A 15108-nucleotide genomic window follows, 5' to 3' on the forward strand; every position below is an offset into this window, starting at 1 on the left:
TTAACGTGCTCCCGTGATGCGCACATAAAGTGCTGTGACGAGTAGGATGATAAGGCCGAAAAACGCGATCCGTGCGCCTTCGGGCATTTGCAGAAGGGTCAGCATCGTGTCGATTACGCGCAGGATCAGCGCACCCACGATGGCCCCCGCGAAGCTGCCCCGCCCCCCGAATATTGAGGTGCCGCCGATGACCGCCGCCGCGACGCTTGGCAACAGCAAGGGGTTCGCCAGCGACAAAGACGGCGTGCGGATCATGCCGAGGTATAGCAGCCCTGCCAAGGCCGCGATCAGCCCCGACAGCGCGTATAGGGCCAAGTAAACCTGCCAAGATCGGACTCCGCTCAGCTTGGCGGCATCCTCATTGGAGCCGAGCGCGAACAGGAGCCGCCCGAAACCGGTGAACCGCATCAGGAAAAGCACCGCCACCGCGAAGGGGACGAAGATGAACAGCCCGTTCGGCATCCCAGCTGTGCGGCCCGTGCCAAGCCAGACCAGCGTTTCCGGGATCAACGTGCCGGTGGAGATCACGAAGCGTTGGTAGACCTGCAAACATCCCGTCGCGATCAACCCGGTGCCGAGCGTCATGATCAGCGGATGGACGCGGACAACGCCGACGCCAAAGCCATTCACCAGCCCTGCCGTCACCCCGGCGGCAAGCGCGACCAGAACCGCGGGCGTCACCCCGATCAGCGGCCCAAGAGTGGCACAGACGAAGGCCGCGACGGTTGCAATGATACCCGCGCTCATGTCGATGCCGGCGGTTAACATCGTTAACACTTGGCACGCCGCGAGCATCGCCAGCGGGATTGCGAACTTGATCAGGTTGTTCACCCAGAAGGCCGAAATGACCCCGGTGCGCCCCGTCCTTAGGGGCATGACCACGTAGAAATGCGCCAGAATAAGCAGGACGAGAAAGACGATCAGCGGCACGACCGGATTGTCCGCCAGAAAACGCCCGAACCGTTTGAGCCCCGTGGCGACCTCGGCGTCGGCGTGAATGCGTGGTTGCTCGCTCATCCGCGTGCCCCCCTGTAAGTTAGAACCGCGCCAAGCATCACCACGGCCACCATGATGACCCCCTCGACGATGGTGGTCACATTGGGATCAACGGCGGCCAGGGTCAGGATTGTGCGGATGATCCGCAGGATGAACACGGCGATGATTGGGCCCAACAGGCCGCCGCGCCCGCCGCCAAGCACGACGCCGCCCAAGACGACTGCTGCCACGGAGGCGAGCAGATAGGGGCCGGGAACGGGCTCTCCAATGCCGGTTAACATGATTAACGAAAGCCCCCCCATAGCCGAGAGAACACCCGCCAAGCCGTAGGCAGTGATCTTGGTCCACGTCACATTGATGCCAGACCGAAACGCCGCCAGCTCGTCCGAGCCTACCGCATAGATCGACAAACCCAGTTTGGCGCGGCGGATCGGCACCCAGACCAATGCCACCGCAATCGCCATAAAGATCAAAGCATTAGGAATGCCCGGGATCATCGTGCCGGCAATCAGCTCGCGCAATCCCGGCGCTACCGTCCCCCCCGGAGAGGTCAGGATAAGCAGCGCCACCCCTTCCCACACGAACAACATCGCCAAGGTCACGACAATGTCAGGGACCTTCGTTAACACGATTAACCCGCCGTTCAACGCGCCCATCGCAAGGCCCACGGCCAAGGTGATAGCCACCGCCGGCACCGCGCCCATGCTTTCCATCAGCACCGCCGCAGTCACCCCGCAAACGGCCATCATCGAGGCAATCGACAGGTCGATCCCGCCCACGATCACCACAATCGCCATGGCCGCCGTGGCAAAGGCGAATGGCAGCGCGGCGCGGGCAAGGCTTTCCAGCCCCGTCACCCCGAACGACGGCTGGATCACCTTCGTGACGATCATCAACACGACCAGCAGCACGACCAGCCCGAGTGTCCAGGCGTTCTTTTGCAATAGACGGCTCATGACGCGACACTCCCTTCGGTCAGCCCGTAGGCCGCTCTCATCAAGGTTTCTTCCGTGGCGTCGGCCGCGTCGATCATGTCCACGACCCGACCGTTAAAGATCACGATGGCGCGGTCGCAGGCCAACGGGATTTCTTCAAGCTCCGACGTGTAGAACAACACTGCCGCACCTTGGTCGGCCAGCTCCCGCACAAGGGGATAAATCTGCCGCTTCGTGCGCACATCAATGCCGCGCGTAGGGTCGAACAGCAGCAGCGTTTGCACCCCGTGCGCCAGCCACCGCGCGATGGTCACCTTCTGCTGGTTACCGCCGGAAAGGCGCTGCACCTCCCCTTGGGCGCGGGTGTCGATCTGTAGCTTTTCAATCGCATAATCAACACGTTGCCTTTCCTTGCGGGTCTTCAATGGCCCCCAATCACGCAACCTTGCGGAGAACGGCAAAGCGATGTTTTCGCGCACCGAGCGTTCGCGCAGAAGCGCATGAGCCCGGTCACCGGGCACAAAGCTTAGGCCCGCCGCGATGGCGTCTGCGGGGTGGCCAAAGCTCATCACTTCCCCGTCCACTTCCAGCGTGCCGCCGGTGGCCTTCACATGGCCCGAAAGGACGTCAAACACCTCGTCTTGGCCCTGCCCTTCCAAGGCGACAACGCCCAGAACCTCGCCGGGATACAGGTCAAACGACACATCCGAGACCTTGGGGGCGATGGCAATATTCGTGGCCCGTAGCCGCGGCACGCCGCTGTTCAAACGCGCCGCACCCGTGTCGCGTTTATCGAGGCTCAACTTCGCGCCCAACATCAGCTCCACACAGCGATCCTCAACCCCCGGTTCGATCTTCAGATCGCCCACCGTCATGCCATCGCGCAGCACCGTGGCGCTGTCGCACAGCTCGGCAATCTCGGTGAAACGGTGCGAGATATAGATCACGCCGCGCCCCTCGTCAGCCTGCGCGCGCACCACGCGCAGCACGTTTTCCACAAGATCCGTGGGCAGCGCGGCCGTCAGCTCGTCCAGCAGCAGCACATCGGGTTGGCTTGCCAAAGCGCGGGCCAAATCAAGGATGCGCAGGGTCGCCAGCGGCAGGTCGACGATCATGTCGTCAAGGCGCACGCCCTTGATACCAAGCTCATGAACCCAATGGAGGAAGGCATCCTTGGGCGTATCGCCGAGGCGCAGATTGTCCGCCACATCGAGGTCCGGGATCAACGAGGGCTCCTGATACACAGGCACAAGGCCCGAGCGGCGGGCCTGCGCGGGTGAGCCCACGCGCGCGCTTTCGCCGCGGATCAGCACCCGTCCCGTGTCCGGGCGCAACGCGCCGGTGAGGATCTTCACAAATGTCGATTTACCCGCGCCGTTTGCGCCCATCAGGGCCACAACTTCGCCGGGTGCCACATGAAGGCTCGCGTCCGTCAGCGCCCGCACCGCGCCGAAACTCTTCGCAACGCCGGTCGCATCCAGCAGCGCTGTTTGTTCTGTACCGCCCATGAAGCCTCTGATCTTGTTCGTTTCTTTGCCACCCACCAAGCACATGGCCCGGTGGGTGGCGTGATTCATGCGGCTGGGATGCCGCTTAACCGTTGCTTAACCTTCGCAGGCGATGATCTCGGCCATAGTGTAGTCAGTCCAGCCGGGGATCGACACGGAAACGGGCCATTCCGGGTCCAGATCGGGGTTCAACGCGCCCGCAATCGTCTCGCGGCCTTCGTCGGAGGAGTTTTCCCACAGGACCGGATCAACCAATACCGTCGTTTCCTCTGGCGCGTTGCCGTTCAGGATGTCGACCGCAAGCGCAACGCCCGCCCCACCGACAGAACCGGGGTTGGTGACGGCAGCGCCCGTAAAGCCCTCGATATCGTTGAGGTACTGGACGAAGCCCGCGTTATCCGCGCCCACAATCGGCACCATCGGCGCGCCGGATTCCACGAACGCGTCAACGATCACGTTGTCGATGCCCGAGGTCCAGACGCCGTCAAACGGGATGCCTGTGGCGAGGAAGTCAAACATCTGCTGCTTGCCCTGATCCTGCTGCCAACCGGTGAACACTTCGTGCACGACGCTGACGTTCGGGAATTCAGCCAAGGCACGCTGGAAGCCGTTGTCCCGGTCGGTATCGGCAGAAACGCCCGCGATGCCGCGCATGTAAACGACCTCGCCTTCGCCACCGATCTGCTCAAACAACCAACGCGCGCCGAGGTAGGCGTATTCTTCCTGATTGTTGGACAGGATGTAGGCCCCTTCCGCAGAAACGCCCGCATCAACGGCGACCACAACGATGCCCGCCGCGATGGCCGCATCCAACGCCGAGTTCAGCGCGTCGGGGTTGGCAGGGTTCAAAACGATGGCGTCAACGCCCGCTTCGATCAGGTTGTTGAGGTCTTCGAGCTGCCCCGCCGCGTCGGTGTTGCGGTGCGCCACGATCAGCCCTTCAACGTCGCCCTCGGCGGCGGCCTGGGCGCGCATCGCGCAGATCATCTGCTCGCGCCAACCGTTGCCCTGCACGGTGTTCGAGACGCCGATGGTGTAGCCGCCATGGCCGTCTGCATAGGCCGCAGGGGCCATCATGGCGAGCGCTGCGGCAGTTGTCAGAAGTCTTTTCATTGGTCTCTTCTCCCTATTAATAACGATACTTCTCAGTTAGTTATGGCCCCTACTTAATGTAGGGCGTCAGCACATCGCGGGCCAGAAGGAAGCCACGCTTAACGCGATCTTCCGTGCCCTCGAAATCTCGATCTTCGTGTTCGATAATCACCGGCCCGTCGTATCCGGCGCGGTACAGGCCTGAGAAAAAGCCGCTCCAATCCACGTCTCCCAGACCGCAGAGGCGCGGGATTTGCCACCCCATGCCCGTGGACATCGTCCCGTTCTCGTAGAGCCCGTCTTGGTCAATCATCACATCTTTCGCGTGAACATGAGCCATTTGCGGCCCGAATTCCTTAATGAACCGGGTTTGGTCAATGAACTGCCAGATCAGATGAGAGGGGTCAAAATTCATCCCGACGGCGTCCCCCCATTGGTCAAAAATCCTCCGCCAGATCTTCGGGCTGTAGGCAATATTATGGCCGCCGGGCCATTCATCGTAGCTGAAGATCATCGGGCAGTTTTCAAAACACAGCCGCACGCCGGATGCTTGGGCGTGGGCCACAATCGGATTGAAAATCTCGATCGCTCGGGCCCAGTTTTCATCGACGTTCAGGCTGCGATCTCCGCCGAGGAAAGTGTTAACAACGGGCACCTCCATGGTGCTTGCTGCGGTAATCACCTTCACCAGATGACCGATCACCTCATCGCGGTGTTCCGCCTCTTTGTGGAGGGGATTGGGATAATACCCAAGACCCGAGATGCTTACCCCGTGCTCTGCCAAACCCGCCTTGATATCAGCACCTTGGCTCTTGCCAAGACCGTCCACATTGATATGCGACGTGCCTGCGTAGCGACGTCTTTCTCCGCCGGACGCGGGCCAGCAGGCCACCTCCATCGCCGAAAAACCATTGGACCCAGCCCAAGCGCCGACGTCCATCAGGTCCATATCTTCCAGCGGCGCGGTTAATATTCCCAGTTCCATGATTATCCCTCAACCTCATCCAAACGCACCCAGCGTTCTTCGCGGGCCGACAGCACGACCGCATCGCAGAACCGCATCTCATAGTGGCCATCCTCAAAGGTGGCCCAGGTGCTGTTTTCTTGCCGTCCCCCCGCTTCCACGTCCGCGTACACGGCCCGAAAGAAGTTGAAGAAACTATCGGCAAACCCTTCCACATGGCCGGGGGGCAAAGCCGCCGCCGCCACGCCCGCGTCATTCATTAACGTAAAGTCTCGCATTAACGTCTCATTGGCGCGATCTCGGTGGCCGATGAACAGGTGGTCCGGCGTCTCACTGTCCCACGCGGCAGAGGCTTTGGCCCCCGCCACATCCCATTGCAGCGAGTTTTTACGGCCCATGTTAACCTGTGACGTGGACATCACGCCCCGCGCACCGCCGGGATAGCGGATGACGATCATCGCCGCGTCGTCGGTGGCAATCGGGACGGATTCCGTCGCGCCGGCGGCGCTGGAGAATGTCGCGACGGGGCCGGTTGGCTTTTGGCGTTCCGGGATAAACGTGGCCAGTTCGGCCATCACGGCCTCGGCCTTCAGGCCCGTCACGAAGCTGGTCAGGTCGATCCAATGGGTGCCGATATCCCCGACCGAGCGTAATTTGCCGCCCTCATCTGCGACAAGCCGCCAGTTCCAGTCCGTATCCTTGGCCAGCCAATCCTGATGGTAATGGCCTGAAACAAAACGAATATCGCCGAGATCCCCGGCAGCGACCATCCCGTGGGCCTGTTGGTTCAGCGGATAGAAGCGAATGTTGTAGCAGACCGCCGCCACCTTGCCTGAGGCGCGGGCGACCTTAACCATTTCGGCGCTCTCCGCCGAAGTCATCGCCAAGGGCTTTTCACAGATCACGTGCTTTCCGGCCCGCAAAATTGCCAAGACTTGAGCGTAATGCGCGTGGTTCGGAGAGGTCACGTGGACGACATCAACGCCGTCGTCGGCCAGCAATTCATCCAGGTCGCCGTAGGCCTTCGCCACGCCCATTTCGGCTGCCCGATCAGCCCCGCGAGATGCCGAAGAACCTAAGACACCGCGCACCTGCACCCCCAACCGACGCAGGGCTTGCGTATGGACGGTTCCGATAAAACCCGTGCCGACAACAGCCGCGCCGATGCCTGAAAAATCTGTCATAAGCCCCTCTTATGCAACGGAGTATCCTCCATCTACCGGGATCGTTGTCCCGGTCATGAACCGCGCCGCGTCGGACGCCAGAAATAGCGCCACGCCCGCAATATCTTCGGGCTGACCCCAGCGTTTCATCGGCGTGCGCGCCTCGATCCGGGCGGTGAATTCCGGGTCTGTGCGCGCCCGCGCTGATTGCTCGGTCACGATGAAACCGGGGGCGATGGCGTTGACGCGGATGTCGTCCTCGGCCCATGCGATGGCGAGCGATTTTGTCATCTGCTCCACCCCCGCCTTGGACGCGCCATAGGCCGGGTTCATGGGCGAACCGAAGCGGGCATACATGGACGCAATGTTAATGACGCTTCCGCCCTTTAACGCCCCGTACAACGCCTCGGCGCAGCGTAGCGATCCGACCAGGTTCACGTCCAGGACATGAGCGAAGAACGCCGGGTCCATTTCCTCTCCGCGCTTGGTGATCGCGGCGCAGTTAACCAAGGCGTCCAGCTTTTTGATGCCAGCCGCGAAGGCGCGAACCGCCTCGGTATCGGTCACGTCCAGCTGAGTGTAGGCGAAACCCTCGTCGGGCACGGGCGCGGTCTCGACCCCGGTCACTTGCACCGATGCGCCGGCCTCCTGAAACGCCCGCGCGATGGCCGTGCCGATGCCGCCTCGGCTCGCGCCGACGACAAGAACTTGGGCATTTTCAAACGCTGGTACGCTCATCTGTGTCCACGGCAGAGCACTGCCAACCTCCCTGTCACTCCCGATCTCAGCCTTTCCAAAGATTCTTCTTTGTCGAAAATGAAATCGATTACATACTCGAACTACTCACGGATTCGAGTCAAGACACAAATCCAGTTTTGGTAGAGATCAATGGCCCCAAAAAACGCAACGATCCAAGATGTGGCCACAGCGGCCAAGGTTTCCACCGCCACGGTCAGCCGCGCTCTATCGAACCCCGGCGTTGTGTCCGACGCGACGAGAGAGGCCGTGTTGGAGGCCGTCAGAACGACGGGCTATCACGTAAACCACGCCGCACGTAACTTGCGGATGCGCAGGGCCGGCGCCGTTCTGATCCTGGTCCCGAACTTGGGAAAACCGTTTTATTCCGAGATCTTGCAAGGCATCTCAAAGGGGTTCTCTGGCAGTGACTATGCTGTGTTGATTGCCGACACCGAAAGCAGACCGCTTCATGATGCGGAACTTGCCGGGAACTTCACCAGCGGGCGAATTGACGGTGTCGTCTGCCTGGATGGCGGGTTAAGTCACGCAACCTTGGATGCGTGCGCTGCCCTGGGGGTCGACCAAAATATCGTTTTCGCGTGTGAGTGGGTGGACGGCTACGTTTTCCCCTCCATCCAGTCCGACAACGCCGAAGGGGCGCGCCTTGCGATCAGGCATTTGCACGATCTGGGCCACCGCAAGATTGCCCATGTCACCGGGCCAAGCGGCAACGTTCTGACCCGCGCGCGCCGCCAAGGCATGTTGGAAGAACGCACCCGTCTTGGCCTACCCGCGCGAGAGGATTGGATCATCCGAGGCGACTTTTCATTGGAGTCTGGCCACGAAGCGGCCCGTCAGATCTTGGCCATGGAGGACCGCCCGACAGCGGTCTTTTGTGCGGCCGATATGGTGGCTTTTGGCCTGATCGCCTGCCTCCGCGCAGGCGGGCTTCGGGTGCCAGAGGACATCTCGGTCGTGGGGTTCGACGACATTGATATGTCCGCCTACTACGTGCCCGCATTAACCACGATCCGCCAAGATCGGGTCCGCCTGGGGCGGACCGCCGCGACGCGCCTGTTGGAGAGATTGGACAACGCCACCCCTGCCCCGCCGGTCGAAGACCTATTGCCGGTTGAATTGGTCATCCGAGCTTCCACGGCAAGCCCGTCCTAGGGCGCGGCTCCGGCGATCCATTGCTCCAGATCCATGTTCACGCCGGTCATCGGGATCGACGCGTCCGATAGCATCCACACCGCTTGCGCTGCGCATTCCTTTGCCGTGACAAGGCGTCCCAAGGGTTGCTGCGCGGCCTGCTGTTCTAGCCAACCCGCCCCCTTATCCGCATGCACCGCCTGCTCAGACTCCGTGGCGACCCAGCCAAGGTTAATGCCATTAACCCTTATGCGATCAGCCATGTGGGCCTGGGCTGCGTTCTTGGTCAGCGTCTGCAATCCCCCCTTGCTGGCCGCATAAACTGCCAGCTCAGGCGTGCCGCAATGGGCATTCATCGACTGGATATTCACGACCGAGCCGCCCGCGCCCCTGCCGCGCAGATGGGCCACCAATTCGGCCATCAGGAAAAACGGCGCCCGCAGGTTCACGGCGATCAAGGCGTCAAACCGCGCGACATCGGCATCGGTGAATGAGGCGCGTGTCGTCAGGCCCGCAGCATTCACCAACCCGTCAACCCGCCCCGCCTTCTCAACGGCCCGAGCAAATATCTGGCCGGGCGCATCGGGCGTGGCGAGGTCAGCCACAATTCCGCCGGGGGTCGCGTCACGATCCACCCCGATGACCTCGGCCCCGGCCTGACCACAAGCCTCAAAGATCGCGGCCCCGATGCCGCGCGCGGCCCCGGTGACAAGCACCACTTTCCCCGCCAGTTCCGCCATCAACCCGCCCTCAATCCGTTAACATCCATCTAGCTGACCTCCGGCAGAGCATCTTCGCCGTGCAACTCCTCTCGGTAGGGTCGCGCGCCGGCTGGAAGCGCGCGACGGGCATAATGGCCCGGCTCCGTCCTTTGGCGCCACAAAGCGCCGAGCATCTCTGCATAGGCATGGGGAATGGACGGGTTCGCGGGCGGCAGATCGTCTTTGATCAGCGCATGGAGATCGGGCAGTGCATGGTAGGGAACCATCGGGAACATGTGATGTTCGACATGGTAATTCATGTTCCAATACAACCAACGGCTGACCGGATTCATATAGACGGTGCGTGAATTCAGGCGATGATCCAGCACATCCTCGGCCAGCCCGCCGTGCTGCAACAGCCCGACCAACACCATGTGCCACGTGCCGTAAATGCGCGGCCCGCCGATTAGAACTAAGGGCAACCAAGACCAGCTAATCAGGGCCCAAAGCAAGGCAACCGCGTGAATTGCCACGAAAATACGAGCCCAAAAGGCGACCTTGGGCAGTTCACTTTCGGGAATGTAAATCGCTTCCGCCTCGGTCAATTGTCCGGTCGCTTGCCGCACAAGAACACCGAAGTGCTGGAACACATCGGGCAAGCCGATGAACGCCAAGGCCTTCCGGGCGATGTCGGGCGGGCGCATCAGGGCAATCTCGGGGTCACGCCCGACGATAATCGTGTCGGTGTGGTGGCGTGCGTGGCTCCACCGCCAAGCGACCGGGTTCCGCATCACCATAAAGCTCGCGATGACGTAGACCCAATCGTTTTTCCACTGGGTCTTGAACGCCGTACCATGCCCACATTCGTGCCATCGGCTATCGCAGGCCGACCCGTAAAGCACGCCGTAGACGGCAAAAAATGGGACACACCACCATGTTCCCCATGTCAAAATACCACCCAGGGCTGTCAACGCCATCAGGCCAAGCCAAAGGGCCGTATCGCGCGTCGCCGGCGCGTCGCTGCGCTTCATCAAGCCTTTCATGACTTTTCGAGGCACGTCGGAATGGTACCACTGCGCAGACGCCAACCCTAGTTCCTCGGCCCGGGTACCTTCGGTGCCAGTTAGCGAATAATCCCGTGCTTGAATGTGTGTCATCGCTGATCCTCCCAGACGGGCGCACGTTGTTTGGCGCACGGCGGCAAGTCAATTAACAACGACTACTTTTCGTCCAGCTTCCTATTCCCAACTGGCCGGCACACCTGTATACTTAAGAAATGGGCCGGTCTTTCGACGGTAATGTTTCTGTGCTGTGAAACGCACTGGGGCATCGCTAGAAAGTTAATAAGGTTCAATATAATGCATCGAGCGCTAGCTACTTTTCGACCCTAAGGCACCACCAGATCATGACCAAAAGCCCCTCAACTGCGACAGGCAGCGGCGAAATTCAGACGGAAACCGTCTCCCCGAAAAGAGACCGCATCCATTCGGTAGCGACAAAACATTCCTCCCGGTTCGAGGAACGAACCGCACGTAGTGTCGCAATCGCCAAAACCATGGCGCGTTTGCTGGATGTGGATCTATTTGATGAACACCGCCTTGGGCGCTTTAACGAGATCGTTCAGAACTGCGACGTCTGTTTTCTCCACGAGGATTGCTATCAGCAGACGCAGGCCAGCAACTCGATACGAGCCACCCCCTTGCACTGCCGTAACAGACATAACTTTGCGCCGGCCAAGGCGGTCAAGTCTACCTCTCGCTGAAAGCGCGCGCTGCGCGTATCGCGGCCTTATTCACCTCGGTCAGTTCCAACACTGGGGCGCGGACGCGACCGCTTCCTGGGCCCAACACCCCCTCCCCGCTGGCGAATGGTCGCGCGGCGATCCACGGGCGAGGCCCCAATACCGTGAGTAATATTGGCTCACATGTTGCGGGAAGTAACCACGAAGCGCTTGAATTCCGAAATCGCATCAAGGCAAAGTGGGTATAACGTATCCGAGTAGCTCATCTTTTTGATGATACGGTTTTGATATACCTAATAAGGAAATAAGAGATGCGAGTGGCTGTAATCGGAAAAGGCGCGATTGCCGGATATATCACCACGCACATAGCGGCCACACCCGGGGTGACGCTGGTCTCGCGCGTACTGCGCAAACCGCAGCAGGGCGCAGTCACGGACGTGTCGGACTTGCCGCCCGTAGACCTTCTAATCGACTGTGCAGGCCACGAGGGGTTGGCCGCCCATGGGCCGAAAGCGCTTTCCCGCGGCATCGACGTGCTGACCCTGTCCCTTGGCGCCTTGGCCGATGACGCGCTGGCCACGGCGCTTACCCAAGCCGCCGAGGCAGGCCAAGCCACGCTGCACCTGGCCAGCGGAGCCATCGGCGCATTGGATGCCCTGCGTGCCGCTCGTGTCGGCGGGTTAACCAAGGTCACCTACACCGGACGCAAGCCGCCCGCCGGATGGCGAGGGTCGAAGGCAGAGGAGGTCCTGGACCTCGACACTGTCACCGATGCCGCTATCCACTTTGAAGGCTCCGCCCGCGACGCCGCCCTGCAGTATCCTAAAAACGCCAACGTCGCCGCCGCCGTCGCCCTTGCGGGCATGGGGTTTGATGCGACAGAGGTGGCCCTGATTGCGGACCCCAACGCCAAGGGAAACACGCACGAAATTAATGCTATCGGCGCTTTTGGGCAGGCGCAATTCACCATCACGGGCAACAGCCTGCCGGACAATCCAAGATCCTCGGCCTTGGCGGCGATGTCGGCGGTTTCCGCCCTGCAACAGGCCTCGGCCTGCGTCAGGTTCTTATGACATCGCAAGCAATTCCACCCACTTTGAGGGGTCCGTCAGCATCCTGAACCAGCCCCTGTTGGCGGTGGCGGGGACGCCCGCCCGCCCCCGCCGCGATGGTATTTTTGGACGCTCTCCAAGCCGGAACTGTAGCGAATTAGGCGCGCGTTCAGTCAATCAACGCGGTGGACAGGGCGGGGAAATAACTGAGCAGTATCAGCACCACGGTAACAGCCAACAGGAACGGCCAGAGCGCCTTGAGGATGCGACCCGTCGGCGTTTCCGACATCGCGCTGGCGATGTAGAGGCCGACGCCCACGGGCGGCGTCAGTAGACCCAGAACAAGGTTGAGCGAGATCACAACGCCAAACTGATACGGGCTGATCCCGTAACTTTCGATCGCAATCGGCAGCAGGATCGGCGTCACCAGGATGATCGCGGCGATGCCATCAATCAGCATGCCCACGAACAGCAACACAAGGTTAACGATCAACAGAAACAAGAACGGGTTCTCAGTGATCGTGGTGATGAACTCGGCCAAGCGCTGGGGCAGCGCCTCGTAGATAATGACCCAGCCAAAGACGTTCGCCGCCGCGATCATGAAAATGATGAGAGAGGCATTCAGCGCCGTGCGCTTGAACATTTCAAACAGCTTTTCGGGCTTCAACTCTCGGTACAGCAGCCAACCTAGCAAAAATGCCACCACCGAGGCGACGGCGGCAGATTCCGTGGGGGTTGCGATGCCGCCAATGATGCCGCCGATAATTGCCGCCGGGATCAGCATCGCGGGCAGTGCATAGGTTAATGCGCGGATCGCCTCGCGTGCTGTTAACCATTCACCTTTTGGGAACTGCTGCCAAAGGCCAATCAACGCGATGACCATTGCAAAGCAAACCGACAGGATCAGGCCCGGGATGATGCCCGCAAGGAACATATCGCCAATGGGAATTTGCGCCAGAACGCCGTAGATCACGAACAGCATCGACGGCGGGATCACCGGCGCCAGAAGGCCACCCGCCGCCGTAGTGGCGGCGGCGAACCCTCGGTCATAGCCTTCCTTCTCCATTGCAGGGACCATGGCGCGGGACATGACCGCAATCTGCGCCGCCGCTGACCCAACGATGGCCGCCATGAACATATTGGCAAGCAGGTTGATATAGGCCAACCCGCCACGGAAGCCGCCCACAAATACCCGGGCCGCGTTGATTAGGCGGCGCGTCATGCCACCTTCATTCATCAGCTCTCCGGTCAGCATGAACAGCGGGATCGCCAGCAAACCATAGCTTTCGATCCCCGAGAACATACGCTGCGCGAAGCTTTCATAAAGGATCGTGTTGTCGCTTTCCCAGATGTACCAGATCGCGGTTAACGAAAGGACAATGGCAACGGGGACAGCCAGCAAGAGCTTTACGAAGAAGACAATCGGGGTCATGTGGAAACCGCCGTTTGCTCGGCTTCAGGCGCGGAAAAATCCAGCAGATGAGCCAAAGCGTGAATAAAAATACCCAATGAAAACAGCGGCATAACCAGCCAAATGATCCATTTCGGGATGCCGATTGTCGATGTCGGCTCGGCGTATATGAAGTTGAAAGTAGCACCTTGGAAGGCCATCGCATCAAAGCCCATGCCCGCGATGTCCAGCGGCAAATACCAGCGCCAACAGAAGTAGAGCATCGCACAGGCGAAGACGAATATCGCCAAATCCACCAGCTTCGCGGCGCCCCGTTGCAAGCTTGAGGGCAGCAAATCGGTCACGATCGTAATGGCGACTTGTTGGCGGTAATGGATGGCCGCGGAGGCGCCAAGGAAGGTCATCCAAACCATCGTGTAGATCGCAGCCTCATCCACCCAGAACAAGGCGTTGTTTGTGCTTCGGGTCACAACGTTCAGCAAGATCAGCAGCGTCACGCCGACGGCCAGAACGGCCGAGGCGGTCATCTCCACCTGCGCCCATTTGACGGATATCTTGTGCAACATCACAGCGCCCCCAAGGTAAAGGAAGGCGCGCGGAATATGCACCCGCGCGCCGTTCAGTCTTTTGATATTACTGGATTATTCCAGTTCAGCGGCCGCTGCACGCAGGTTGGCAAGTGCCTCACCGGCGCGTTCTTCCCAGATGCCGTTCCATTCAGCAATCGCGTCACCAAAGAACTCTGGACCGGCCTCAATATAGGTGATGCCTGTGCCGCGGATCTGCTCCAGCCACGGGCCGTCACGCTCGACGTAAGTGTCGAGGGTGCTGTCCACGGCGGCGCCCATCAACTCGGCGATCATCGCGTGATCTTCTTCGGAGAGACCGGCCCACACGCGGCCCGAGACCAAGGCGACCATCGGGAACATCATGTGGTTGGTTTCGATCATCGTATCGGCGTGCTCGTAGTAGTTGAGCGCCCAGATCAGCTCGGCGTCCATGTCGATCCCGTCAACCTGACCGTTGGCCAGCGCGTCAAACACGGCGGGCAAAGGCATGGGCGTGGGGGCCGCGCCAATGGCGTTGTAGAAGTCCAGGTTGGCCTGGAACGGCGTGATACGGATCTTTTGGCCGTCCAGACCCGCTGCATCGGTAACGCCGCCGTTCGTCAGGATCTGGCGCATGCCGGCGCTGCCAAAGCCAAGGCCAACAACACCCACGGTGCCGGGCAATGTATCGAGCATCGCTGTCGCCGTATCAGAGCGCAGGAGTGCTGCCGCATGTTCAATATCGGTGGCCAGATAGGGCGTGTAGAACGCGCCAAACTCAACCGCCCGGTTGGAAACCTCTGCGACTGTCATGAACGCCATGTCCAACGCGCCGGTCTGCAATTGTTGCAGCATCTCGGCCTCGTTGCCCAACTGGCGGGCGGGGAAAACCGTGACGCTGTGGGCGTTGTCTGACGCTTCGGCAAGCGCCGCGCCAAAGTCTTCGGCGGCCAGCGTCCACACGTGGGTGGGCGGTGTGATCAGGCCAAGGCGGAATTCGTCGGCCAAGGCCTCGCCTGTCCCGAAACCTGTCATTGCAATGGCAGCAGAGGCCATCAGTGCGTTGAGTTTATTCATGTTTCTCTCCTTGTTGATGCCCGTGGCTTC

General features: G+C 60.7%; 15 protein-coding genes. 3 read left to right on the forward strand and 12 right to left on the reverse strand.

All coding sequences use genetic code 11. The features are described from left to right. The 7 genes from AADW23_RS16750 to AADW23_RS16780 all read right to left on the reverse strand — a co-directional run bounded on the left by AADW23_RS16750 (position 1) and on the right by AADW23_RS16780 (position 7396). A complete protein-coding gene (locus AADW23_RS16750) occupies positions 1–1017 on the reverse strand; it encodes an ABC transporter permease (RefSeq protein ID WP_341862084.1) in 1017 nt (338 codons plus the stop codon). Then, complete coding sequence (locus AADW23_RS16755; RefSeq protein WP_341862085.1) at positions 1014–1952, reverse strand: ABC transporter permease; 939 nt, start codon at positions 1950–1952, stop codon at positions 1014–1016. Before AADW23_RS16755 ends, AADW23_RS16750 begins: the two co-directional genes overlap by 4 nt. Next, positions 1949–3439, reverse strand: a complete 1491-nt coding sequence (locus AADW23_RS16760; protein ID WP_341862086.1) for a sugar ABC transporter ATP-binding protein — start codon at positions 3437–3439, stop codon at positions 1949–1951. The genes AADW23_RS16755 and AADW23_RS16760 overlap by 4 nt, the downstream gene beginning before the upstream one ends. A 96-nt stretch (positions 3440–3535) precedes the next feature. Beyond that, on the reverse strand, positions 3536–4552 hold the full coding sequence (locus tag AADW23_RS16765) for an ABC transporter substrate-binding protein (protein ID WP_341862087.1): 1017 nt from the start codon (positions 4550–4552) through the stop codon (positions 3536–3538). A 49-nt stretch (positions 4553–4601) separates the two neighbouring features. Next, positions 4602–5516, reverse strand: a complete 915-nt coding sequence (locus AADW23_RS16770) for a sugar phosphate isomerase/epimerase (RefSeq protein WP_341862088.1) — start codon at positions 5514–5516, stop codon at positions 4602–4604. A gap of 2 nt (positions 5517–5518) precedes the next feature. After that, the gene (locus AADW23_RS16775; protein ID WP_341862089.1) at positions 5519–6679 is read right to left on the reverse strand and encodes a Gfo/Idh/MocA family oxidoreductase; all 1161 of its coding nucleotides are present in this window, start codon (positions 6677–6679) and stop codon (positions 5519–5521) included. A 9-nt stretch (positions 6680–6688) separates the two neighbouring features. Further along, on the reverse strand, positions 6689–7396 hold the full coding sequence (locus AADW23_RS16780; RefSeq protein WP_341862090.1) for an SDR family oxidoreductase: 708 nt from the start codon (positions 7394–7396) through the stop codon (positions 6689–6691). A gap of 150 nt (positions 7397–7546) precedes the next feature. On the opposite strand from AADW23_RS16780, the gene AADW23_RS16785 reads away from it, so the two are divergent. Further along, positions 7547–8569: a LacI family DNA-binding transcriptional regulator gene (locus AADW23_RS16785; RefSeq protein ID WP_341862091.1), complete on the forward strand. Its 1023-nt coding sequence runs from the start codon at positions 7547–7549 to the stop codon at positions 8567–8569. Here the strand turns inward: AADW23_RS16785 and AADW23_RS16790 are convergent. Then, positions 8566–9288, reverse strand: coding sequence for an oxidoreductase (locus tag AADW23_RS16790; RefSeq protein ID WP_341862092.1), 723 nt, complete (start codon positions 9286–9288; stop codon positions 8566–8568). The two genes, AADW23_RS16785 and AADW23_RS16790, sit on opposite strands and share 4 nt — an antisense overlap. A gap of 29 nt (positions 9289–9317) precedes the next feature. Further along, positions 9318–10406: a fatty acid desaturase family protein gene (locus AADW23_RS16795; RefSeq protein ID WP_341862093.1), complete on the reverse strand. Its 1089-nt coding sequence runs from the start codon at positions 10404–10406 to the stop codon at positions 9318–9320. A gap of 248 nt (positions 10407–10654) precedes the next feature. Between AADW23_RS16795 and AADW23_RS16800 the strand changes: the two genes are divergently transcribed. Beyond that, on the forward strand, positions 10655–11011 hold the full coding sequence (locus AADW23_RS16800; RefSeq protein WP_341862094.1) for a DUF6455 family protein: 357 nt from the start codon (positions 10655–10657) through the stop codon (positions 11009–11011). Between the two features lie 290 nt (positions 11012–11301). Further along, positions 11302–12063, forward strand: coding sequence for an aspartate dehydrogenase (locus AADW23_RS16805; RefSeq protein ID WP_341862095.1), 762 nt, complete (start codon positions 11302–11304; stop codon positions 12061–12063). Between the two features lie 148 nt (positions 12064–12211). On the opposite strand, the gene AADW23_RS16810 is transcribed toward AADW23_RS16805, so the two are convergent. From AADW23_RS16810 to AADW23_RS16820, 3 genes are all read right to left on the reverse strand, one after another. Beyond that, positions 12212–13474, reverse strand: a complete 1263-nt coding sequence (locus tag AADW23_RS16810; protein ID WP_341862096.1) for a TRAP transporter large permease — start codon at positions 13472–13474, stop codon at positions 12212–12214. Next, positions 13471–14019, reverse strand: a complete 549-nt coding sequence (locus AADW23_RS16815) for a TRAP transporter small permease subunit (RefSeq protein WP_341862097.1) — start codon at positions 14017–14019, stop codon at positions 13471–13473. Before AADW23_RS16815 ends, AADW23_RS16810 begins: the two co-directional genes overlap by 4 nt. 75 nt (positions 14020–14094) lie before the next feature. Further along, positions 14095–15078, reverse strand: coding sequence for a TRAP transporter substrate-binding protein (locus AADW23_RS16820; protein ID WP_341862098.1), 984 nt, complete (start codon positions 15076–15078; stop codon positions 14095–14097). Between the last annotated feature and the right edge of the window lie 30 nt (positions 15079–15108).

The sequence above is a fragment of the Gymnodinialimonas sp. 57CJ19 genome (assembly GCF_038396845.1).
GTDB lineage: Bacteria > Pseudomonadota > Alphaproteobacteria > Rhodobacterales > Rhodobacteraceae > Gymnodinialimonas.